The sequence below is a fragment of the Sphingopyxis sp. FD7 genome (genome assembly GCF_003609835.1).
Taxonomy (GTDB): Bacteria; Pseudomonadota; Alphaproteobacteria; order Sphingomonadales; family Sphingomonadaceae; genus Sphingopyxis.
In genome coordinates this window covers 376,020-397,603 of record NZ_AP017898.1, presented here as the reverse complement: position 1 = coordinate 397,603, position 21,584 = coordinate 376,020, and the positions used below count along the sequence as shown (strand labels likewise).

22 protein-coding genes and 1 pseudogene are annotated in these 21,584 nt (G+C 66.1%); 22 read left to right on the top strand and 1 reads right to left on the bottom strand.

Features of this window, described 5'->3' with window-relative positions; genetic code table 11:
* The 19 genes and pseudogenes from SPYCA_RS01825 (at window position 1) to SPYCA_RS01735 (ending at window position 17,803) form a co-directional block, all read left to right on the top strand.
* Window positions 1-1,146 carry a CaiB/BaiF CoA transferase family protein gene (locus SPYCA_RS01825; protein WP_041685272.1) on the top strand — a complete coding sequence of 382 codons (1,146 nt, stop codon included), beginning with the start codon at window positions 1-3 and terminating at the stop codon, window positions 1,144-1,146.
* 482 nt (window positions 1,147-1,628) lie between these two features.
* On the top strand, window positions 1,629-1,955 hold the full coding sequence (locus SPYCA_RS01820; RefSeq protein WP_017499963.1) for a helix-turn-helix domain-containing protein: 327 nt from the start codon (window positions 1,629-1,631) through the stop codon (window positions 1,953-1,955).
* Between the two features lie 86 nt (window positions 1,956-2,041).
* Window positions 2,042-2,788, top strand: a complete 747-nt coding sequence (locus tag SPYCA_RS01815) for a LuxR family transcriptional regulator (protein WP_066113774.1) — start codon at window positions 2,042-2,044, stop codon at window positions 2,786-2,788.
* Between the two features lie 92 nt (window positions 2,789-2,880).
* Entirely contained in the window at window positions 2,881-3,495 is a 615-nt protein-coding gene (locus SPYCA_RS01810) for an acyl-homoserine-lactone synthase (RefSeq protein ID WP_058454899.1), read from the top strand.
* 5 nt (window positions 3,496-3,500) lie between these two features.
* Complete coding sequence (locus SPYCA_RS01805) at window positions 3,501-4,382, top strand: phytanoyl-CoA dioxygenase family protein (protein WP_082731460.1); 882 nt, start codon at window positions 3,501-3,503, stop codon at window positions 4,380-4,382.
* 30 nt (window positions 4,383-4,412) lie between these two features.
* The gene (locus SPYCA_RS01800) at window positions 4,413-4,721 is read left to right on the top strand and encodes a helix-turn-helix domain-containing protein (RefSeq protein ID WP_082657684.1); all 309 of its coding nucleotides are present in this window, start codon (window positions 4,413-4,415) and stop codon (window positions 4,719-4,721) included.
* Window positions 4,722-4,755: 34 nt separating this feature from the next.
* Window positions 4,756-5,235 (top strand): S26 family signal peptidase, encoded by a 480-nt coding sequence (locus tag SPYCA_RS01795; protein ID WP_369815587.1) that lies wholly within the window; start codon window positions 4,756-4,758, stop codon window positions 5,233-5,235.
* Window positions 5,223-5,864 (top strand): lytic transglycosylase domain-containing protein, encoded by a 642-nt coding sequence (locus tag SPYCA_RS01790; RefSeq protein WP_058454896.1) that lies wholly within the window; start codon window positions 5,223-5,225, stop codon window positions 5,862-5,864. The genes SPYCA_RS01795 and SPYCA_RS01790 overlap by 13 nt, the downstream gene beginning before the upstream one ends.
* 69 nt (window positions 5,865-5,933) lie before the next feature.
* Complete coding sequence (locus SPYCA_RS01785) at window positions 5,934-6,374, top strand: hypothetical protein (RefSeq protein WP_137775485.1); 441 nt, start codon at window positions 5,934-5,936, stop codon at window positions 6,372-6,374.
* A gap of 516 nt (window positions 6,375-6,890) precedes the next feature.
* Window positions 6,891-7,676, top strand: a pseudogene (locus SPYCA_RS01780) (ArdC family protein); the annotation flags it as partial.
* A gap of 180 nt (window positions 7,677-7,856) precedes the next feature.
* The gene (locus SPYCA_RS01775) at window positions 7,857-9,206 is read left to right on the top strand and encodes a tyrosine-type recombinase/integrase (RefSeq protein WP_120218719.1); all 1,350 of its coding nucleotides are present in this window, start codon (window positions 7,857-7,859) and stop codon (window positions 9,204-9,206) included.
* Entirely contained in the window at window positions 9,203-10,990 is a 1,788-nt protein-coding gene (locus tag SPYCA_RS01770) for a hypothetical protein (protein WP_120218718.1), read from the top strand. The genes SPYCA_RS01775 and SPYCA_RS01770 overlap by 4 nt, the downstream gene beginning before the upstream one ends.
* Window positions 10,987-13,194, top strand: a complete 2,208-nt coding sequence (locus SPYCA_RS01765; protein WP_120218717.1) for an integrase — start codon at window positions 10,987-10,989, stop codon at window positions 13,192-13,194. The genes SPYCA_RS01770 and SPYCA_RS01765 overlap by 4 nt, the downstream gene beginning before the upstream one ends.
* A gap of 50 nt (window positions 13,195-13,244) precedes the next feature.
* Window positions 13,245-14,147, top strand: coding sequence for an ArdC family protein (locus SPYCA_RS01760; RefSeq protein ID WP_120218716.1), 903 nt, complete (start codon window positions 13,245-13,247; stop codon window positions 14,145-14,147).
* A complete protein-coding gene (locus SPYCA_RS01755) occupies window positions 14,144-14,416 on the top strand; it encodes a zincin-like metallopeptidase domain-containing protein (RefSeq protein WP_120218715.1) in 273 nt (90 codons plus the stop codon). The genes SPYCA_RS01760 and SPYCA_RS01755 overlap by 4 nt, the downstream gene beginning before the upstream one ends.
* Window positions 14,413-14,835, top strand: a complete 423-nt coding sequence (locus SPYCA_RS01750; RefSeq protein WP_058454893.1) for a DUF2958 domain-containing protein — start codon at window positions 14,413-14,415, stop codon at window positions 14,833-14,835. Before SPYCA_RS01755 ends, SPYCA_RS01750 begins: the two co-directional genes overlap by 4 nt.
* Before the next feature lie 85 nt (window positions 14,836-14,920).
* Window positions 14,921-16,729 (top strand): ParB/RepB/Spo0J family partition protein, encoded by a 1,809-nt coding sequence (locus tag SPYCA_RS01745; protein ID WP_058454892.1) that lies wholly within the window; start codon window positions 14,921-14,923, stop codon window positions 16,727-16,729.
* Window positions 16,730-16,839: 110 nt separating this feature from the next.
* A complete protein-coding gene (locus SPYCA_RS01740) occupies window positions 16,840-17,307 on the top strand; it encodes a hypothetical protein (RefSeq protein ID WP_017499952.1) in 468 nt (155 codons plus the stop codon).
* Entirely contained in the window at window positions 17,300-17,803 is a 504-nt protein-coding gene (locus tag SPYCA_RS01735; RefSeq protein WP_058454891.1) for a hypothetical protein, read from the top strand. The genes SPYCA_RS01740 and SPYCA_RS01735 overlap by 8 nt, the downstream gene beginning before the upstream one ends.
* A 53-nt stretch (window positions 17,804-17,856) precedes the next feature.
* Here the strand turns inward: SPYCA_RS01735 and SPYCA_RS01730 are convergent, their stop codons facing one another.
* The gene (locus SPYCA_RS01730; RefSeq protein WP_058454890.1) at window positions 17,857-18,084 is read right to left on the bottom strand and encodes a hypothetical protein; all 228 of its coding nucleotides are present in this window, start codon (window positions 18,082-18,084) and stop codon (window positions 17,857-17,859) included.
* Window positions 18,085-18,445: 361 nt separating this feature from the next.
* Between SPYCA_RS01730 and SPYCA_RS01725 the strand changes: the two genes are divergently transcribed.
* The 3 genes from SPYCA_RS01725 (at window position 18,446) to rlxS (ending at window position 21,571) form a co-directional block, all read left to right on the top strand.
* Entirely contained in the window at window positions 18,446-18,766 is a 321-nt protein-coding gene (locus SPYCA_RS01725) for a DUF736 domain-containing protein (protein WP_058454889.1), read from the top strand.
* A 314-nt stretch (window positions 18,767-19,080) separates the two neighbouring features.
* Entirely contained in the window at window positions 19,081-19,260 is a 180-nt protein-coding gene (locus SPYCA_RS01720) for a hypothetical protein (RefSeq protein WP_058800220.1), read from the top strand.
* A gap of 346 nt (window positions 19,261-19,606) precedes the next feature.
* Window positions 19,607-21,571 carry a relaxase/mobilization nuclease RlxS gene (rlxS, locus tag SPYCA_RS01715; protein ID WP_058454888.1) on the top strand — a complete coding sequence of 655 codons (1,965 nt, stop codon included), beginning with the start codon at window positions 19,607-19,609 and terminating at the stop codon, window positions 21,569-21,571.
* The last annotated feature ends 13 nt before the right edge of the window (window positions 21,572-21,584 follow it).

The following is a 21,584-nucleotide window of genomic DNA, read 5'->3' as shown; positions in this document are numbered from 1 at the left end:
ATGACGAAAACTGGTCCGCTTGCAGGCCTCAAAATACTCGAAATTGCGGGCATCGGCCCGGCGCCGTTTTGCGGAATGCTGTTGGCCGACCTTGGCGCCGATGTCGTCGTCATTGAACGCGTAAGCCCTAACTCCGAAAATATCGATCTTGGCAGCGGCGCCATTGTGAACCGCGGGAAACGTGTAATTGCCTTGGATCTGAAGTCCCCCGAAGGCGTCGCGCATGTCCTGGATCTCGTCCAAAGGGGCGATGTACTGATCGAAGGCATGCGGCCTGGGGTGATGGAGAGGCTCGGCCTTGGTCCCGAGGTTTGCCTAGCGCGTAACCCCCGCCTTGTATTCGGTCGCATGACGGGTTGGGGGCAGCAGGGACCTCTCGCCCAAGCGGCCGGCCATGACATCAACTATATCGCGCTGTCAGGAGCCCTTTGGTATGCTGGGCATCCTGGTGAACCGCCAATGGCGCCGCCAAGCCTGGTAGGCGATATTGGGGGTGGAGCGCTTTATTTGGCCATCGGCGTCCTCGCAGCGGCAATGCACGCCCGGGATACCGGGAATGGGCAAGTGGTTGACGCCGCGATCGTCGATGGGAGCGCTCACATGATGAACTTGCTCCTGAGCCTGAAGGCCGCCGGCCAGGTTGCCAGCATACGCGGCTGCAGCATCCTTGACGGCCCTCACTGGTACTCGACCTATCGGTGCGCCGACGGGAATTTCATCTCAGTCGGATCACTCGAGCCCAAGTTCTATGCGCTGCTTTGCAAAAAGCTGGGGTTGGCCGGCGATAGCAGTTTTGACGACGGCTATGATCGTGATGCCTGGCCCGAGCTCAAGCAGCGTTTTAGCGAGATATTCGCCATGCGGACACGGGAAGAATGGCGCGCACTGCTGGAAGGCAGCGATGCCTGCTTTGCCCCCGTGCTTGATCCGGACGAAGCGGCGCGCCATCCTCATATGGCAGCGCGAGGCGTCTATCGGGAGATCGACAATATCCTTCAGGCAATGCCGGCGCCACGTTTTTCGGGCTCGTCACTACCGATCCCCGGACCGATCCCGCTGCATCATGAAGATCCGAGTACAATTCGGCGGGGCTGGAGCAAACCGGACCGCTGCGGGATTACCGCCAGAACCGACTGTTGCGAGTAGTCGGTTGGCATGGTGGGCGGCCAGCGGCCCGACACGAACGGTGATTTCATAACTATGAACCAATGCGACGCTCCGCTTCGCTGCATTCAAATCAAAGGAGACAACGACACACAGGCACGTCAAACTATCCGATGATTCCTGTACGCCACGCCGGAACGGCGATTGCGGACGTGTCCACGGGACGTTGTTCGCATCGTGATTCGCTCGGCGCTTGAAATCAATGCTCGCCCCGGATGTGACGACGCCGATGGGATTTCCACTGCGGCGGCCACGGCCAATGTCCTGGCGTGAGGGCTTCGGTCATCGACCGATTCGACCGTCCGAATGCGGTCTTTTGGCGCGCCTGAGAATCCGCATCAGAGTTGAGTGCGCGTTGTTCGGGAATCTCATTTAAATATTTGTAAAAACGTAATAATATAGATAATAACTCCAACCTGTATCCAGTGTGGAGTAATGGTCGCAGGGCGTGAACTTACGCCCTTATGGATGCGTCGAAGTCCTTCAGTTTGAATCTCAGGAAATTGCGGCTTGCGATGCGCATCACGCAAGAAGCGCTCGCCCATGATGCGGGCACGAGCAGCTCTTATCTGAGTGCGATCGAAAATGGCCGGTCGAGCCCGACGCTGAAAGCAATGGAGCGGCTCGCGAAGGCACTCGGCGTCAATGCCGTCTATCTCTTGTCCGGCCGGATATCGATCTCGATCGTTTCGGACGACGAACTGGAAATCGGCGCGATACTGGCGCGCCCGGCGGTGACGCTCCGGCGCCATCCGCACAAGCCGACGGGGCGGCCGAGCAAGACCAAGTAAATCATCGGGGGCTGCACGCGCGTGGGCTGGAACCACGCGCCCGATAGACGCGCCCGCAACGCGCGCGTCGAAAGGAGTGCCCCTCGGTGCCGTTTCGCGACCTCGATGCCTATATTAAGCAGGCCAGGCGCGCGAACAGTGATCGCGAGCTGTTCAGTTGCAGCGAGGCCGCCGCACGCCAGCTCGGCCTCCCATGGCTCGCGATCGTCCAGAGCATGGCCTTCTTTCAGCCCGGTGGGCGATATTTCCGCATGGACAATTTCCAGAGCTGGGGCGACGTTTTCGTCGCCGAAGGCTATTACCGCGACGATCCCGCCTTGCTCGCGGCGCGCTCGACAAGCCGGGCGTTCGGCTGGCACGAAATGGAGCGACTGCTGGGCGGCTTCACGCGGCGGCAGGCGCGCATCGTGCGCGAAGCCGCGCGTCATGGCCTGCGCAACGGCCTCACCGTTCCGATTGGCGTCGCCGGCGAGCCGCCCGGATGCTGTACGTTCGCAACGCGCGACGGGCAATTGCCGCCATCGCATATCTGCCGGATCGCGACGCTGATGGCGAGCGAGGCTTTTACCGAGGCGCGGCGCTTGCACGGCTTTCCGGCGCGCCGCCTGGAATTGCCCCATCTCAGCCCAAAGCGGCTCGAATGCTTTCGCTTGGCGGCGATGGGCAAGAGCGACGTCGAGATCGGGATCATGATGCACATCGCGCCAACGACCGTGCGCACCTACATGCGCGACCTGCGCGAGCATTTCGGCATCTATTCCCGCGCGCAGCTCCCGGCGATCGCGCTCGCCTGCGGGATCGTCTGCATCGAGGAGATCGTCCCGCGCTTCTGAGTAGGATCGCCGCATCCTCAATATTGACGACTGTTTGAACTCCGCATCTCTGCTCCTTTTGCGACCGTTCACGTTGAACGGGAGCTACTGCTATGATCCATATTGTCCAAGGGTGCTCGCTTACCGATGCGCGCGCCGCCTCGATGTTCGAGGACCGCAAGACCCTGTTCGTCGATCTGCTGGGCTGGGATGTTCCGGTCGTCGGCGGCCGCTATGAAATCGACAGCTATGACGGCGACAAGGCGGTCTATCTGATCGCCACCGACGATGGCTGCATTCACCAGGGGTCGATGCGGCTGCTATCGACAGAGGGCGCGCATCTGCTCGCCGATCGTTTCGCGTCGCTCTGCGAGTGCGATGCGCCCCGGGGGGAGCAGGTTCGCGAGATTACGCGACTTTGCCTGCCGCAACGATTGGGCGCCCCCGGACGCCTGCGTGTCCGCAACCGGCTCATCTCGGCGATGGTCGATCATGCGCTCGGCAGCGGAATCACCATGCTAACCGGCGTCGTGACCGCTGCTTTTCGCGAGGAGGTTTTGGCGATGGGCTGGCGCGCAGCGCCGCTCGGCCCCGCGCGCCGCATCGATGGCGCGTTCCTTGGAGCGTTCCGCATCGAGATCTGCGCCGGTACGCCTGCGCTGCTGGCGTCGAACGGCATCTATGTGCCGGGTGCGATCACTCCCGATGCGGCGGCAAGAGCCGCGTGAAGGGAATGGCGATGCACGACCCCGCCCGCCTAGCCGCGATGCTGCTCGCCGACGGTTATGTCATTGTCGATAACGCCGTGCCGACCGAGCTAATCACCGCGCTCGAAGCCGAACTCGCACCGCGCTTCGTCGCCACGCCCTTTTGCGAAGGCGGATTCTACGGAGCCCGCACCAAGCGCTTTGGCGCGTTGTTGCGGCGTTCACGGCATATCGCCGGCCTTGTGCTGCACCCGATCATCTGCGGTATCGCCGAAACGGTGCTCGGGGAATGGTGCGATCGTATCGTTCTCAACCTCACCCAGGCGATCGAAATCCATCCCGGCGCGCTCGCGCAGGTGCCGCACCGCGACCAGGATCTCTGGGGCGGCGTCAAGACCGGGATGCACTATCAGATCAACGTCATCTGGCCGATCGATCCGTTCACGCTGGAGAGTGGCGCGACGCTGGTCTGGCCGGGCAGCCATCACGATGCGGCATCGCAACCGGGCGATGCACGTCCGGTCGCCGCCGAAATGCCACCCGGCTCCGCGCTGCTGTTCCTCGGATCGATCCTGCATGGTGCCGGCGCTAACCAGTCCGATCATGTGCGCCGCGCGGTCATCACCTCCTATTGCCTCGGATGGCTGCGGACGTTCGAGAATCAGTATCTCGTCTACCCGCCCGCCATCGCTCGAGCGTTCGATCCCGATCTGGCCGCGCTCATCGGCTATGCCCAGCATCGCCCCAATCTCGGTAATGTCGAAGGCCAGTGCCCATCGGTGCTGCTTTACCGCGACGATATTGACGGCCTCCCGGCGATCGACGCGCTGCTTCCCGGTCAGGCGGACATGTTGGACGCCTACGTCGCGGATCAGGAAGCGGCGCGTGCGGGCCTGATCGGCGGGTAACGCGGGTTCGTCGGACTAGACGCTGCATCCATGACACACGATCCGAACGACAAAGCAGGCGGCGGCGCACGAACACCGACCGAGGTGGCGCCGCCCGCTGTGAACGGTGGAGCTGTATCTTCGACCGCGGAGCGCGCCCGGCGGGCACGCGAACATTGCCCGTTCCTGACAACCAAGCAGGCCGCGTTCCATCTCGGCCTCGCAGCGGACACGCTCAAGAAGATGCGCCGCGAGCGGCGCGGTCCGTGCTGCCGGAAACACGGCACCGTCTGGCGCTACCATATCGACGATATCGAGGCCTGGTCGCGCGCGAACATGCGGGATGGCGGAAATGGCTAGGCTGTTACCCTCCCGTCTGCCGGTTCGGGCCTCCGTGCTGATCAGTGTTGGCGTCGCCGCGCTGACGGCGACGATCGCGCTGCCCCCGACGCCGCGGCTGGTCTGGAACGTGTCGGCCAGCGCGCCGATCGGCCTCTATGCCGTTGGCGGCCGTCACGACATCGCGGCTGGCGACATGGTGCTGGCCCGCGTGCCCGACCGCTGGCGCCGGCTCGCCGCCGAGCGGCGCTACATTCCGATCAACGTCCCTTTGGTGAAGCGCGTCGCGGCCGTGCCCGGCGACCGCGTTTGCGCCCGTGGTCGCGATATCTCCGTAAATGGCCGCCCAGTCACTGATCGCCGCGAAGCTGACGGCCGCGGGCGGCCGATGCCGCGGTGGAGCGGATGTGTGACACTGAGAACCGGTGCGCTGTTCCTCCTGATGGACAGCCCGGATTCGTTCGACGGGCGTTATTTCGGACCGACATCGCGCGGCGACGTCATCGGCGAGGCGCGGCTGTTGTGGCTGGGCTGAGGGTCGCCATCACCGCCTTGGCGCTGCTAGCGGCGGCGCCGGCTGGCGCGCAGTCGGTCGTTCACTGGCGGCCTTATATCGAGGCAGCCTCGGCGCGTTTCGGCGTGCCGGTAGAATGGATCGAGCGCGTCATGCGCGCCGAGAGCGGCGGACGCACGATGCTGGACGGTCGCCCGATCACCAGCCACGCCGGCGCGATGGGGCTGATGCAGCTCATGCCCGGCACCTGGTCCGAAATGCGCGCGCGGCTCGGGCTCGGGTCCGATCCACATAGCCCGCGCGACAACATATTGGCGGGGACGCTCTATCTTCGCCTGATGTATGACCGCTTCGGCTATCCCGGTCTGTTCGCAGCCTATAATGCGGGACCGGCACGCTATGCCGAGCACGTGCGGACCGGCCGCGCGCTGCCCGGCGAGACCCGCGCCTATCTCGCGAGCGTCGCCGGAGTGCCCGTCAATTCCCAGTCGGCTGTCGCGGCCGCCAGTGCAACGCCGCGTACCGCCAATGCCATCTTCTTCGCGATCGGCGACCGGCCCCCTGCCGGCCGGAGCGAAGCCGGCGCGGCCACGCTGTTCGTCGTGCTACGCGCAGGGCCGCCCGAGACGGCTGCGCCAGGCCGTCCGTAGTGAGCACCGATCCGGGCTTCATGCGGATTCGTGTTTCTGCTATGTTCCGAGGCTATGGAGTTGGTCGTCATGCTGCTCGGTCTGATCCTTTCCGCCACCGGCATCGTCCTCTTCGCCTGGGCGATGTTCCGGCTCGCCGTCTTCGCGCTCCCGGTCGGGCTGGGTGCGGCCACCTTTCTGTGGGCGGCGGGTGGCGAGCTGGGGCTGTTGCTCGGCCTGCTTCTCGGCCTCGTCGTCGGCGTCGCGGCCTTGCTGATCGGACGCATGCTCATCGCGTCACGGTTGCCGGTTCCAGTTCGCGGGGCGGTCGCTTTTCTCTTCGCTGTGCCCGCCGGGATCGCCGGCCACAGCGTCGTCTCCGGCCTGATGCATCTCGGCGGCGCGCGGCCGACCGCGACCGGCATCGCCGCGGCGGTCGGCGCGATCATCATCGCCAGTGCCGCCATGATGAGCCTGTTGCCCGCGATGACCGCTCGCACCGGTTCGCACGGATCCCCGCTGCACGGTTGATCCGCGGCGGGTCAGTCGGCCGAGTGCTCGCCTCCGCGTCACCGTCGCGTAAGGCGACCATGGCGAGAGTGCGTCAAGACGGCAGGGTCTGACCTGACGCATCCGGGTTTTTGGGCGCCTCGCGCCTGCGGCGCGACCGCCGCTCTATTCCGCTAGGCTCACATCCGTTCGCCAAGCTCCACCGGGCCACGCTTCGCGCGTCCCGGCCAAAGGTGATGATCGGACTGGCGGGATGCCGGAGCCTTGCTCCGGCCTGTCGTCGCCGCGCCTGACCGGCGCGGCGGCGTTTTTCGTTGGGCCTTCCCCTCGTCGCACGGGTGGACGGCGCTCCCTTCTGGGCCCGGCCCGGCGTCCCGCAAGCCGGCCCTCGACTGCGCTCGGGCTCGGCTCCTCCATTGCATTGCGGCCCTGCGGGTGCGGACCGCCTTCTGGCCGCGCCCGGCAGGTCGCAGTTCGCCGCCCACCCCCGCTCCGGGGGAGGCCCTGGGGTTTTTGGGGCGGTGCAGGAGGATAGCCATGCGCCAGAGCGGCAAGCATCGCGCGCGCGGAGAAGCTGGCAGGAGCCAGCCCCCGGCAGAGCGCGCCAATCTTTACGACGAGGTGACGAACCGGATCGTTGCCGAACTTGAGGCGGGCCGCGTTCCTTGGGTCCAGCCTTGGGGCCGCCCCAATGGTCAAGGCTTCTCCGCCGCCCCCGGCCTTCCGCGCAATGCGCTCACCAGCCGCAATTACAGCGGCGTCAACGTGCTCATTCTCTGGGGCGCGGTTATCGAGTGCGGTTATCCTTCGCAATCGTGGCTGACCTTCCGCCAAGCCCTTGAAGCAGGCGGCAACGTCCGCAAGGGCGAGCGCGGGACCACCGTTGTCTATGCCGACCGCTTCACCCCCGAGGCCGAGAAGGAACGCGCACGCCTGACCGGCGACGAGGCCCGCGCCGTGCCCTTCCTCAAACGCTTCACCGTGTTCAACGTCGCGCAATGCGAAGGCTTGCGCCCCGGCCTTGCCGCCGGCCCCGCGCCGCTCCCCGAACGCCAGATCGTGCCCGTCGCCGAAGCGGTTATTGCCGCATCGGGCGTCGATTTCCGCATCGGCGGCAACCGTGCCTTCTATGTACCCGCGCATGATTATGTGCAGGTTCCGCCGCAACCCGCGTTCTTCGAGCAGATCAACTATTATCGCACCGCGCTGCACGAACTGACCCATTCGACCGGCCACGCCTCGCGCCTCGACCGCAAGATTCTCAACCCGTTCGGCAGCAAGGACTACGCCCGCGAGGAACTGGTCGCCTTATCTGGACAGTCTGCGCCGCCCGCAACATTGCAGTAAGGTCGGCGATGGACGCCCACGGTAGGCAGTTATCAGGCTGGCCGTAGCGCTGACCCAAGAGCTGGCGAAGGCCAGCCTGATAACTGCCGGGCCATAGGGCGCATCGGTGTGAGGTCAGCTTCCGGGTGGGGGGTCCGGGGGGAGGGTTTTGCGCCGGTGTCGATCATTACTGTTTGCGAGCGGCGTGAGGCCAAGGGCCTCGATGCGCATGTGCCGCTGATCCTGCACGGCGACGCGCTCTATGATCCCGATCTGGATCGCTTTTTTCTCGACCTGCCGCTGTCGGGGGTCCGCTCCCGCCACTCGCTTCGCGCCTACGCCTATGATGTCGCGGTCTGGCTTCGCTTTCTCGATGCCTGTGGCAAGACGGTGTGGGCTGCGACCCGCGACGATGTCGACGCCTATCATCGTGAGCGACGCCGCGACGAGGCCGATCACCGGATCACGGCGGCAAGCTGGAACAGGGCCGTCGCCAGCCTCGATCGTCTCTACCGCTGGGGCGAGCAACAGGGGCTGATCGTCGAGGCGCCGTTCAGCCGCCTCGCCGTGTGGCGACCGGCGCAGGGTGGCCGTCGAGGCATGATCGCGGCGCGCAACGACGCCTATGAGCGCGTGGCCAGACGATCGGACGTGCGGTTTGTCACGATGGACGACTACCGCATTTTCCGCGAGGTCGGCCTGCGGGGTCTCGCCCCTGACGGCACGGAACGCCCCGGCGCTCGCGATCGCAACGGGCTGCGCAATGCGCTGTTCGCCGATCTTCTCGTTACCACTGGCCTGCGTCTTGAAGAGGCGTCGGGCCTGCTCGCCGATGAACTCGCGGCCATCGACCACGACGATGGTCAGGCGGCGCAGCTTTGGCTGCGCCTGCCGCCGCCGCTCACCAAGGGCGACCGTGGACGCAGCATCCTGGTCCCGCGCCGTCTGCTTCGCCAGATCGCCGCCTATGTCGCCGTAGAGCGGACTGCGGGCGTGGCCAAGTTCGCCGCGCGCGACGGCGCGGCCAGATTCGAGCGACCGATCCCTGTCACTCGCGCCGGTTTCGACCGCATGCGCGACGTCTGCACCCCGGAGGAACGATGCCGCCTTATCCTGTGCGACGAGGATGGAACGCCCCGCGAGCCGGCGGCGCTATGGCTGACAGAGGTCGGGCAGCCTGTCCGCCCCAACTCGTGGGAGGTGATCTTCACCCGCGCCTGCAAGCGGTGTGCGGAGCACGGCTTTCCGCTGTCGATCAGCCCGCACCAGCTTCGCCACACCTTCGCGGTCCATATGCTCGCCTTGCTGATCCAGCAGCGACTGCGCGAGGCCGCGCTGCCGGCGGGTCCGGTGGAGAGCTATCGGCTGATCCTGGGCGACCCGCTGCAACAGGTGCAACGCCTTCTCGGCCACGCGAGCCTCGCCACCACCTATATCTATCTCGATCATATCGCGACCCGCGCCGATACGGTGGATGCGGCCGTCGAGGAACTGCTGGCGCTGTTGCCGGGACCGCAGGGCGCATGAGCGAGCGTCCCCGCAAGGGCCGGCCCGTCTCCTTCGCGCCCATCACGCCGGAGCGACCGCAGCCTGATCCGGTGCTTGGCCTCAAGTTCGCCATCGAGGCACGGCATGGCGGGACGGTCCTGGTCGATATGACCGCGCTCGATCCCCGCCCGCTCGCCATCGCCTTTGCCGGTGCGCTACGCCGGTCGGCCGCGCTCGGGGGGGCGATCGGTGCGGCCAGCGTCATCAAGCAGTATATTCAGGTCTATCGTCACTTCTTTACCTGGCTCGGCGATGAGGCGCCGAAGGTGGCCGGCGTCAGCGACCTGCGCGCAGCCCATATCGATGGCTTCGCATCCGCGCTCGAACGACGTGGGATGAGCCCGATCCACCGGCACATAACGGTGAGCAAGGTCATCAACACACTGCGCGCGATCGAGGCAGACCGGCCCGATCGGATCGCGCCCGACCTGTATGAGCGGCTGCGCTATACGCTGGCCACTTCGGCGGGCCGCTCGACCCCGCGCGATGCTTACAGCCCGTTTGTCGCCCGCGCGCTGCGCGACGCCGCAAGGGTTGATATCGACGCGATGTTTCGCCGTCTCGGCACCGATGACCGCATCGATGAGCGCGACCCGGTCATCGCCAGGGCGCGCGCCGATGTCGAAGCGATCATCGCGCGGCAGGGCTTTATCGCCGCAGACCAGCCCGCGCTGAAGAGCCTCTATTTCATGCGATTGCGGCGCGGATTGCCGATCAGCACACTGGTCGATGACCTGCATGGCCGGCACCATCTGCTCGCGCGCGATCTGCCAGCGCTGCTCGTGCTGCTCACACTCGATACCGGTCTTGAGCCCGAGTGCCTGAAGACGCTGACCGAGGACTGTCTGACTAACGCCCATGCCGGCACGGTGGAGCTGCGCTATCTGAAGCGCCGCGCTCGCGGCGCCGAGCACAAGAGCATGCGCGTCCGCGACGGTGGCGGCGGAACGCCCGGTGGGCTGATCCGCCGCCTGATCGGCGTCACCGCGGCCGCCCGCGAGCACCTGCCCGGCGATTATCTCTGGGTTTATCACAACGTCGGCGGCCTTCGTGCCGGCATTATTGACCTCAAGTATCAACTCCCCGCCTGGGCTCGCCGCCACGGCCTCGTCGACGATGACGAGAAGCCACTCCATCTGCTACTTTCCCGGCTTCGCAAGACCCACAAGGCGTTGTGGTACACCAAGACCGAAGGGCATTTGGCCCGCTTCGCGGTCGGCCACTCCCGCGAGGTCGCGGCGCGCCACTATGCCGATCTGCCATCGCTCCGGCCCCTGCACGAGGCGGCCATCGCCGATGCCTTTCGCGAAGCGGTCGCCGCCGCGATGCCGACCGTGCTCCCGCCCGCGGCCGAGCAGGCGCTGCGCGAAGCGCCCGAACAGGCCGCGCCGCTGATGCCGCCGGATACGGTGGGTCCGTTGCTCGACGGCGAACAGGATGTCTGGCTCGCCGCCTGCGCGGGTTTCCATAGCAGTCCCTTCGCCGAGGCCGGATCACCCTGCGCGCAGCCTTTCTGGGGTTGCCTCGATTGCCCCAACGCCGTCATCACCGCGCGCAAGCTCCCCGGGATCCTCGCCTTTCTCACGTTCGTCGAAGAGCAGCGACGGAGCCTGCCGGCGAGCGACTGGGCGGCCAAGTTCGGTCGCGTCCACGCCCGCATCACCACTCAGGTCCTGCCGGCCTTCTCCGATGCCGTTGTCGCAGCGGCGCGTCGGCAGATGGAGAACGAGCGGCTCTATCTGCCGCCGGAGGCACGCGCATGACCATGCCCGCCCATGTTCGCGCACCCGCGTTCGATGATCGGCCCGTGCTGGCGACCGCGCCGCTCAAGGCGGGCCATGCCCGCGAAGAGCTGTCGCGCGTCGGCGACCCGAGCTGGGATCTCGGTGCCGCCGTCTTCCGCGAGAACGCCCGGCGCTGCCATGTCACCGTGCATTTCGACGTGCTCGAACACGCCGACGTGCAGGCGGCGATGCGCGCCTATCTCTACGCGCGCCTCAACGTCGATCTTCCCGGTTACCGCCAGAAGCTGCCGCCCGCGAGCATCCGGCAGGCGTTCAACCGGGCACGCCGGTTCTTCGCCTTCGTGCGCTTGACGCTCGGACGGCTCGACCTTGCCCGCATCGATCAGGCGTTGGTCGATGCTTATGCCCGCCATCTTCGCGACGATCCTGCCCGGCGACCCATCATCGTCGGCCAGCTCCTTGAGGTGATCACCGATCTCTATCATTTGCGCGAGCACCTGCCTGACTGTGGCATCGCTTTCGAGCCCTGGGCCGGGCGAACGCCCGCGCGCGTCGCAGGCTATCGGCACGTACGTGAGAACCGCACCCCGCGGTTTCCGGAAGACGTCATCGCCGCGCTGCTCGCCTGGTCATTGCGCTACGTCACCGTCTTCGCACACGATATTCTCGCAGCCCGCCGCGAGCTTGACCGGCTCGAAGCGCGGCGTGATCGTCTTGTCGTCGCCGATTCCAGCTTCTCGGAGGCTGATCGCCAGCAACGTCGCCGCACCCGGCTCACGGCCTTTTTCGATCGCCGCCGCCGCGAGGGGCGCGGCTTGCCGATCTGGGGCACCGCTCACAACGGCAAGGTGCGCGTCGATCCCAACACTGGCACCGTGACCCCGCCGATCAACGCCCACCTTCTTCATCTTCATGCCGGGATCGATGTGCGGGCGGAACCGCGTGCGCATCTCATGCTGACTGGCGGCGAGCCGAGGCTGATCGAGGCAGCGGCAGCCGAGCTGGGGGTCGAAGTGGGCGGCATGGACACACCGATCTCGATCGATCCCGAGAGCGGTCGACCATGGCGCGCACGCTTCGACGCGAAGACCCTCGCGCACGAGGAACGCATGCTCCAGGCCGCCGCCTATATATTGTGCGCCTATCTAACCGGCATGCGCGACTGCGAGGTGCAGGCGATGCGGCGCGGTTGTCTCTCGATCGTGCGCACCGAGGACGGTTTGATCGAGCGGCATCGCATCCGATCGACCATCTACAAGCGCCGGTCGGCCCTGGGCGAGGCGGCGAGCTGGGTGACGATCGAGCCGGTCGCAGACGCGATCGCGGTGCTCGAACGCCTCTCGGCAAGACCAGCGCGCGCCAGTGGCAGCGATACGCTCTGGCCGGTGCTGCGCCCGAGCGCCGTCACCAAGACGCACCTGTCGAGCGAGGTAGTTCGTCAGCTCAACGTCTTCCGCGACCACCTCAACGCCGCCTTCGGCAGCCCCGATGCGCCGGTCGTCCCGCCCGGACCCGATGGCAAGCCGTGGCGGATCACGACGCGGCAGTTTCGGCGCACCATCGCGTGGCATATCGCCAACCGTCCGTTCGGCACTATCGCCGGCATGATCCAGTATAAGCACGCCTCGGTTGCCGCTTTCGAGGGCTATGCCGGGACCAGCGCATCGGGGTTCCGCGCCGAGGTTGAGGCGCAGCGTCGGCTCGGCCAGCTCGACGACCTGCTGGGCTATTTCGACCGGAGACAGGGCGGCGCATCGCTTGGCGGTCCGGCGGGACCGCGCATCGCGCGGACGCTCGACGATGCGGCCGACAGGCTGGCCCCTTTGCCCGCCATGATCGCCGACCGGTCCCGGCTGCGGGTCATGCTCGCTAGCGTTGCGCGCACCTTCCATGTCGGTCCGCTCGCGGATTGCTTCTTCGATCCCGCGACAGCGCTCTGCCTCAAGCGTGTGACCACCCCCGATCCCGGGCAGCCGCTCACCGCCCTGTGCGAGCCGACCCGCTGCCCCAACGCCTGCATCACCGCCCGCCACAGGCCGGCATGGGAGCGCGGCGCTGGTGAGGCGCGGACGTTGCTGCGCGAGAAGCGCCTGTCTGGATTGCAGCGTATTGCTGTTGAACAGGATCTTCGCCGGATCGAGGCCGTGCTGGCCCAGATTGCGCCCGATGGCGCGTTGCCGCCGCAGTCGGCGGCAGAGGAAGAGGGGGCTCGGATCACGTGAGGGAGTGAAGGAGCGGGAGAGCCCCGCTTCGCCCATCATGGAGATCCGCCATGTTCCGCTCTTCCGCATCGGCCGCGCGCGCCGACGTCTACACCCGCATAACCGAGGAGATCATCGCCGCGATCGAACATGGTCCGGGAGATTGGCGCGCTCCCTGGCACCACAACGGCACCAGCATTGCGCGCCCGTCCAACCTGGGCTCGGGCAAAAGGTACCGTGGCATCAACACGGTCGCGCTCTGGGTTGCGGCCATGAACGGTGGCTATGCCGATGGCTTGTGGGGCACCTATCGGCAGTGGGCAGCGGCCGGCGCTCAGGTCCGCAAGGGCGAGCGGGCGACGACCGTTGTCTTCTGGAAGCAGGTCGAGTCCGGCGGTGGCGATGCGCTTGAGGACGACGAAGGCGGCCGCAAAAAGATGTTCGCTCGAGCCTTTTCGGTTTTCAACGTCGCTCAGGTCGATGGGTTTGCGCCGCCCCCGGTCGTGACATTGCCAGAGGCCGATCGCCACGCCCATGCCGAGGCGTTCATCGCCAACCTTGGCATCCAGACCATTTTCGGCGGTTCGGAGGCATTCTATCGTCCCTCGACGGACACGGTTCATATGCCCACCTTCGAGTGTTTCCGCGACGCAGCCGCATTCTACGGCGTCTGGTTGCATGAACATGGCCATGCCACAGGGGCAAAGCATCGTCTTGATCGCGACCTTTCCGGCCGCTTCGGTTCTGCTTCCTATGCGGCCGACGAATGCTGCGTGGAAATTCTCAGTGGGCTGATCCTGGCAGACCTCGGGATCGCCCATCATCCGCGCCCGGATCATGCTGCTTACATCTCTTCATGGCTCAAGGTGCTCAAGGATGATCCCCGGGCCATCTTCACGGCAGCCAGTAAAGCCCAACAAGCCGCCGACTGGATGTGGGCGCAGCAGCCCCAGCACGAGGAGTTGGCAGCATGACCAGCACCTCGATGAAAATCACGAAGGTGCAATTTAGGGCTGGACTGTCAGGATATGTCGCCGAAATGGGTAGCGCCTTCCTCTGCGCCGCGCTTGGCATCGAACCGACCGTGCGCCATGCCGATTATCTGGCATCATGGCTGGAGGTCTTGCGCGAGGACAATCGCGCCATCTTCTGCGCCGCGAGCGCGGCGAGCAAGGCCGCCGACTGGATAATGGCGCGCCATACCGAGGCCAGCGAAAGCGACGAGCGGAGGGCGGCGGCATGATCCTGCTGACCCCCGAACTGCGCTTCGCGCTGCGCGCGAACGACTTGGCCCGCTGCGCCGCCGCGCGCGATGGCGCGCCAGAACCCGATCCCGTTCCGCTGGTCAAATTCTTCAATCCCTTGGGCGCGGCAACATGGCTCGCGACCGAGCTTTACGATGATGACGACACGCTGTTCGGCCTTGCCGACTTGGGGTTCGGCTTTCCCGAACTCGGCACATTCAGCCTGTCCGAAATGGCGAGCGTCCGCTTGCCCTTCGGCCTGTTCATCGAGCGCGACGAGCATTTCGAACCGTTCGCCCCGCTCTCGACATGGGCCGAGACCGCGCGGCGGGCGGGCGCGATCATCTTCGCTGAAACCGAACTTCGCCGCGCGGCCGACAGCCGCAACGGCAAGGAGCTTCCGCCCCGAGGCGGGTGACGCGCGGCGCGTTTCGCCGCATCGAGTGCCGGTCCCGCCCATCCAGCAAGACAAACGGGACCGGCGCTCCAGAAGGAGCAGACCAATGAAACTCGACTTTATCGACCTTGGCAAGCTGTCCGTCAGCAAGGCCAATATGCGCTACGCGAAGAAGGCGCCGGACGTGTCCGACATCCTTCCGACCGTCCGCGCGCGCGGCGTTCTCGTGCCGCTGATCGTGCGACCGAATTGCGGTCCCGATGCGTTCGAGATCGTCGCGGGCGCGCGGCGCTTCACCGCCGCGCAGATCGTCGCGGGCGAAACCGGCAGCGCCGACCCCTTGCCGTGCGCCATTCTCGAGAACGGCGACGATGCCGCCGCCATCGAGGCGTCGCTGATCGAGAATATCGCGCGGCTCGCGCCCGACGAGGTGACACGCTGGGAAACCTTCACCCGGCTGGTCAAGGAAGGCCGCGACGAAGCGGATATTTCCGCGACGTTCGGCATCCCCGAGCTTGGCGTCAAACGCATCCTCGCGCTCGGCAATCTCTTGCCGCGCATCCGCGACCTCTACCGCAAGGAAGAGATCAACGCGGCGACCGTCCGGCACCTGACCTTGGCGAGCACGAGCCAGCAAAAGGCATGGCTGGCGCTGTTCAGCGACCCCGACGCCTATTGCCCGACCGGCCATCAGTTGAAGGACTGGCTGTTCGGCGGCGCGTCGATCAAGGTCGAACATGCCCTGTTCGACGTCGAGAGGCTCAAGCTCGCGATCATCGCCGACCTGTTCGGCGAGGATCGCTTTTTCGCCGACGCCGACGCCTTCTGGCGCGAGCAGGACGCGGCCATCGAGGATCGCCGCGAAGCCTATCTCGACGAGGGATGGAGCGATGTCGTGATCGTCCCGCGCGGCGAATACTTCCATCGCTACGAGTTTGTGAAGGCTCCCAAGCGCAAGGGGGCGCGCGTCTATATCGACGTGCGCGCGAGCGGCGAGGTGGACTTTTACGAGGGCTATGTCACGTCGAAGGAGGCCAAGCGGCTCGAACGCGGCGAGCCGATCGACACCGCTCCCAAGGTGCCGCGCCCCGAGGTGACGAGCACGATGCAGACCTATATCGACCTGCATCGCCACGCGGCCGTGCGCGCCGCGCTGACCCGTCACCCCAAGGTCGCGCTGCGCTTGATGGTGGCGCACGCCATCGTCGGTTCGCCGCTTTGGACCATCAAGCCCGAGCCGCAGACCGCGCGCAACGATTTGGTTGCCGAAAGCGTCGAAACCTGCCGCGCGGAAACCGACTTCGATACGAAGCGCCGCGCCGTATTGGACCTTCTCGGCTTCTCGCCCGAGGAACCGACCGTGGCCGGCGGCAACGGCGACGACTTCGGACTTGTCGGCGTGTTCCTCCGCTTGCTCGACGTGCCCGACCGCGCCGTCATGGACGTGGTGGTGATCGTCATGGGCGAAACGCTCGCCAGCGGCAGCGCCGCCGTCGAGGCGGTGGGCGGCGAGATCGGCGTCGATATGGCCCGCTACTGGCAGGCCGACGACGCCTTTTTCGAGTGTGTCCGCGACAAGGAGGTGCTGACCCGCATCGTCGCCGAGGTGGCGGGCGAACCTGTCGCCGCCGCCAATGCGAAGGAACCGGGCAAGGTCTTGAAGCGCATCGTCCGCGACCATCTGGACGGCACGAACGGACGGCCCAAGGTCGAGGGTTGGGTGCCGAAATGGATGGCGTTCCCGCCCGCTGCCTATACGGCGCGCGGCGGCGTCGGCACCGTCGCGGCTCATGCCAAGGTGCTCGCGGCGCGCCCCGACCGCGAGCCGGAACCGACCGGCCCCGGCGCGGTGATTGCGCTTCCGGCCCCTGCCAAGGCCGAGCCGCAGGAACAGCCCGAGCGCGAAGCCGCATGAAACTGGACGGGCGGCGGCGCACCCGCCGCCCGTTCCGCCCCCCATAAAATCGCCGCGCCGCTCGGCCGCAAGCGGCCCTCGCAGCGCGGATTTCAGACAGGAGACTTGTCATGGCCGACCGTGTTTCGGCATCCATCACCATCGGCGGGACGCTCCCCGCCAGCCAGCTTCCCGCCTTCGCCGAGGCCATCGCGAACGAAGGGCTGTCCACCGAATGGGACGGCGAACCCTTCGCGCTCGGCGATCTGCCCGAGGGCGAGCCCTTGGCGCTCATGGCGCACGAGGTCGCCTGGGGGCGGTTCGAGGGACTCGAAGCCTTCTGCATCGCGCATGGGCTTTTCTTCGCGCGCTGGTCGGGCGCCTATGCCTGCCAGTGGGGTGCGGAACGCACCGTGTTCACCGGCAGCGGCGAACCGCAAAGCTACGCTGCCGACGAGGACGACTATATCCTCATGGGGCGCTGCACCGCCGAGCGATTGGGCAGCTATGCGGCGATCATCGCGCATTTCGATGCGGCCGACTTCGCGGTGCCCCCGCTTGTCATCACGCCCGAACGGGAGGAGGCGAGCAATGGCTGACATCTGGATTCAGGGCAGCTTCGCCTTTCGCTGCACCGCCGCCGAGTGCGCGCTGATCGAGGAAGTCGCAAACGCTGGCTACGCGCTGGCGAATGACGACGCGCCCGATCCGCCGAGCGCGGCGCTGCTCGCAGCCTTTCCGCCGGACGATGCGAACGTGCCGTGGAGCGGGTTTCGCGAGGCGTTCAACGATCCCGAATTTCCCACCATCGGAGCCGATTTCATCGCGGAAACCTGCCCCGACGACCCAGCCGTGCGGATCGTGTGTTTCGCCAGCATGGACGATTTCGACGCCTATGCTATCGCCGTGGTCGTCCAGCGATGTTGCGCCGAAACGTTGTCCAAGGGGCCGATAGGCTTTGATTGGGCGATGACCTGTTCCAAGCCCCGCATCGGTGAATTCGGCAGCGGCTGGTGCGCGATTTTCGCAGACCGCATCGAGATCGAGGCGACCAACGAGCCGCTGGCGCGCGCGCTCGCGGGCGACGGCAACTAGCCCAAATCGCGCCGCACCGCGCGCTCGCGTGCCGAAAACCCCCGCCGCCTGACCTACCGGGCGGTGCGGCGGATCACCGTCCGGGTGCTTCCGCATAGCGTGCATTCGTCCTTCTGCCGCTCGAATCCGCGCGTGCCGCCGAGCGCGCGGGTGACGACATTGGCCTGTGCGGTAACCCACAGGTTGAGCCGGTCAGTCACGCAGGCATCGCACACCGCCGCGCCGTCCAGCCGCACGATCAGCCGTTCGATCTGCCCCGCAATCGTCGTTCCTTCGTTCATCGCCGTGAGGCTATAGCCGCCGCTTCGTGGCCGCGAAAGCAATCATGGCTTCCCGGAAGGACGCCGGACTGGGCTTCCTGTCCGCGCGCGCATCTCGTCCTTTCGTGTCTCACCACCCCGTCGCCGGCTCCTTGGGCGCATGACCTGGGACGGCCGCGCGCCCCGCGAAACCATCGCGCGGAACTGATTTCCCCGCGCCGCTTTGGCGGCGCTCCTCGCGGCCGCTTCGCTCCAAATCAGCCCCGCGCTTCCGGTCCTCCGCTTCGCTTCGGCCTGCGGTTCGCAGCGCGCTCAAGGGCCGTCCCTTCGGTCCGCCCATCGCCCGGCATCGGGTCGGGCGACTGTGTGAAGGAGACGAGAAATGCCCGCAATCGGTCATGTCCAGCGCCAGAACGACGGTTCGTTCCGGGGCGCCTTGAAGACGCTTTCGGTCAATGCCGAGATCGCCATCATCCCCAATCGCGGTAAGACCGGGGACCAGCCCGACTACCGCGTGCTGTCGAACGGCGTCGAACTGGGCGGCGGCTGGATCCGCACCGGCGAGGTGAGCCAGCGCGAATATGTCCGCCTCGCCATGTCAGCCCCCGAACTTGGCGGCCGCACCCTCTACGCCAATCTCGGCCGCGCCGCCGGGCAGGACGACGACGACGCGTTCGCTGTCATCTGGAACCCCGGCGACTGAGCCGGATCGCTCCCGCGCCGGTCACCCGGCGCGGGGCTTTCCTCATGCCTTGAGGGCTCGGCGTGGGCCTTTTCCTGCACCGGAACGCGCTTGCGGGCCTGCAGAGAGGAAGAAATCCGCTCAGCAAGCACCGAGTATCCGGCGGCGAACGGACCGCCTCAACCATCGACGGTTCCCCCAATTTTCACGCCACCTGCGTTCCGCTTCGCTCCACTCCGGCGACGAGAAAATCGGCTCCCCCGTCGCCCGCTTCGCGGCCGCTGCGCGGTGGTTGACCCGACCCGCTCCCCGCCGGGCGATGGCTCATCTTTCGCTTGTATCAGGAGGATGAGATGTCGGTTGAACAACAGATCGAGGAGCTTCGCGCGGAGCTTTCATGGTGCGATGACGCGGCAGAACGGCGGCAGATCGAAGCCGAATTAAGGGCCGCTGAGAAGAGGCTGAAGCGGTGCAATCGGGCGCTGCGTCAGGCCGAACAGGCAGGCTGGCAATAAGGCGATGCGCTGTTGAAGGGGCAGGTTCGCGGGAGTGGTGCCGCATGGCGCCGCTCCCCTTTTCTAATCGGGAAGGCGGGAAGGCAAAGCGGGCGTCTGGGGCGGCAGGTGGCAGTCGGGCTTGACGGCAAGATAGAGGCAAAATCTCGCGATTTTGTAAGTGTTTGTCTGCACATCGTTTTTTGAAGGCTTTTGCGAGACTCGCCCTTTGAGTGCGAGACAGGGTTGCCAGGAATGGCGGTTTTCTGGGCTTTTCCGATCCCAATCGCGAGACTCCTTGCGCTCTGGCGAGGACGCGCCATTCTTATCGGCGGGGAGCGTCATTCCGGTATGGAAGGACGCCGCTATGCGCGATGATGAGTTCGAACCGCACCTGGGCCGGATGCGCTGCCGGGGCAAGGAGCAGCGCTACCTGAGCCGCGTCGTGAAAGCGGCAAAGCGCGCAGGGCTAAAAACCGGCAGGCGTGGCCGCTTCGACGGCAGCCGGATCGGACGTGGCGCGAGCGTTGCACGGGTGCTCAGATCGCGCGACCGATTGGGCGCGTTCCGGTCGCGCCGCGTGATCGTCAAGATACGGCCTGTTGGACTTGGCGGGAAAGGTATGGGCGGCGCGAAGGCGCACTTGCGTTATATCCAGCGCGATGGCGTGACCCGCGAGGGCGAGCCCGGCGCGCTCTATTCGGCCGACGAGGATGTCGCCGACGGCAAGGTGTTCCTCGAACGCTGCGACGGCGACCGCCGCCAGTTTCGATTCATCGTGTCGGCCGAGGACGCCGACCAATATCCGGACTTGAAGCCCTTTGTGCGCAGGCTGATGACGCAGATGGAGCAGGATCTCGGCACGAGGCTGGATTGGGTGGCAGTCGACCATTTCAATACCGGCCATCCGCACACGCATATCGTTGTGCGCGGCGTGAATGACCGGGGCGAAAATCTGCTGATCGCGCGCGAATATATTTCGCACGGGGCCAGGCAACGCGCGATCGAGATCGCCAACCTCGACCTCGGGCCGCGCACCGACCTTGAAATCGAGGAGCGGCTTCGCAGCGATACTGGCGTGGAGCGGCTGACCGCGATCGACCGACGGCTGATCCGCGACATGGATAGTATGCGCCTGGTCAGCGCGAGCGACAGCGACCCGTTTCACCAATCGGTTCGCGTCGGCCGCTTGCAGAAACTTGGGCGCATGGGACTCGCCTCGCATATCGGCAGCGACACCTGGCGGCTCGAGCCCGACCTCGCGAACACACTGCGCCGGATCGGGGAGCGTGGCGATATCATCCGTACCATGCAGCGCGAGCTGACCGCGCGGAAGCTCGACTGTGCCGCGGCCGATCGCGTCATCTATGATCCGACGGCGCAGGAAGCCGCGCCGATTATCGGCCGCGTTATCATGCGGGGATTGGCGGACGAGCATGAAGACCGCCATTATCTGCTAATCGACGGCATCGACGGGCGCACGCACTATGCCGAGATCGGCGAGGGCGAGATGGTCGATCCGACCCCCGAAAACGCCATCGTCCGGATCGTGCCGCGTGAGGGCGGCGTTCGCCCGGTCGATCGCACGATTGTCGAAGTCGCCGCCGCGAACGACGGACGCTACACGATCGACGCGCATTTGCAGCAGGACCCGAGCGCCAGTGAAGGCTTCGCCGAAACCCATGTCCGCCGGCTGGAGGCGATGCGGAAGATCGCCCGCAATGTCGAACGCGATCCCGATGGAAGCTGGATCGTCACGCCCGATCATCTTGACAAGGTGGTTCGGTTCGAGGCGCGCCAACTCCACGACCGGCCCGTCGCCATCGAGGCGCTGTCGACCGTCCCGCTCGACAATCTGCCAGCGGCCGAGGCCGCGACCTGGCTCGATCGTGAGCTGGTTGCCGCCAGCCCAGCGCCGGTGCGCGATGCCGGGTTCGGCCGCGAGGTTCGTTCAGCGCAGGCGATGCGACGGCAATGGCTGATCACCGAACAGCTTGCAGACGAACAGGATGGGCAGACGGTCTATCGGCGAGGGATGCTCGCCGCGCTCCAGCGGCGAGAATTGCTGCGTGTCGCCCGCCAGCTCTCCGACAAGTTAGGCGTTCCGTTCGCCGAGGCCAGAGAGGGGGAGGCTGTTCAAGGCAGGCTCGTGCGCGCAGTCGAGATGACGAGTGGTCGCCATGCGCTCATCGAACGGTCGCGCGATTTCACGCTGGTGCCGTGGCGCTCTGTTCTCGATCGCCATGTCGGCAAATCGGTCTCGGGCATCATGCGCGACGGCGGGATCAACTGGACACTCGGGCGGCAGCGCAGCGGGCCGAGCGTCTCCTGATCCGGAGGATTCG

Excerpts from the sequence above, each read along its gene's own strand:
- rlxS (WP_058454888.1), top strand. The coding sequence starts at position 19,607 with ATGCGCGATGATGAGTTCGAACCGCACCTGGGCCGGATGCGCTGCCGG.
- SPYCA_RS01805 (WP_082731460.1), top strand. The coding sequence starts at position 3,501 with ATGGCGATGCACGACCCCGCCCGCCTAGCCGCGATGCTGCTCGCCGAC.
- SPYCA_RS01760 (WP_120218716.1), top strand. The coding sequence starts at position 13,245 with ATGTTCCGCTCTTCCGCATCGGCCGCGCGCGCCGACGTCTACACCCGC.
- SPYCA_RS01825 (WP_041685272.1), top strand. The coding sequence starts at position 1 with ATGACGAAAACTGGTCCGCTTGCAGGCCTCAAAATACTCGAAATTGCG.
- SPYCA_RS01735 (WP_058454891.1), top strand. The coding sequence starts at position 17,300 with ATGGCTGACATCTGGATTCAGGGCAGCTTCGCCTTTCGCTGCACCGCC.
- SPYCA_RS01755 (WP_120218715.1), top strand. The coding sequence starts at position 14,144 with ATGACCAGCACCTCGATGAAAATCACGAAGGTGCAATTTAGGGCTGGA.
- SPYCA_RS01730 (WP_058454890.1), bottom strand. The coding sequence starts at position 18,084 with ATGAACGAAGGAACGACGATTGCGGGGCAGATCGAACGGCTGATCGTG.
- SPYCA_RS01770 (WP_120218718.1), top strand. The coding sequence starts at position 9,203 with ATGAGCGAGCGTCCCCGCAAGGGCCGGCCCGTCTCCTTCGCGCCCATC.
- SPYCA_RS01765 (WP_120218717.1), top strand. The coding sequence starts at position 10,987 with ATGACCATGCCCGCCCATGTTCGCGCACCCGCGTTCGATGATCGGCCC.
- SPYCA_RS01725 (WP_058454889.1), top strand. The coding sequence starts at position 18,446 with ATGCCCGCAATCGGTCATGTCCAGCGCCAGAACGACGGTTCGTTCCGG.
- SPYCA_RS01750 (WP_058454893.1), top strand. The coding sequence starts at position 14,413 with ATGATCCTGCTGACCCCCGAACTGCGCTTCGCGCTGCGCGCGAACGAC.
- SPYCA_RS01800 (WP_082657684.1), top strand. The coding sequence starts at position 4,413 with ATGACACACGATCCGAACGACAAAGCAGGCGGCGGCGCACGAACACCG.
- SPYCA_RS01810 (WP_058454899.1), top strand. The coding sequence starts at position 2,881 with ATGATCCATATTGTCCAAGGGTGCTCGCTTACCGATGCGCGCGCCGCC.
- SPYCA_RS01820 (WP_017499963.1), top strand. The coding sequence starts at position 1,629 with ATGGATGCGTCGAAGTCCTTCAGTTTGAATCTCAGGAAATTGCGGCTT.
- SPYCA_RS01785 (WP_137775485.1), top strand. The coding sequence starts at position 5,934 with ATGCTGCTCGGTCTGATCCTTTCCGCCACCGGCATCGTCCTCTTCGCC.
- SPYCA_RS01745 (WP_058454892.1), top strand. The coding sequence starts at position 14,921 with ATGAAACTCGACTTTATCGACCTTGGCAAGCTGTCCGTCAGCAAGGCC.
- SPYCA_RS01740 (WP_017499952.1), top strand. The coding sequence starts at position 16,840 with ATGGCCGACCGTGTTTCGGCATCCATCACCATCGGCGGGACGCTCCCC.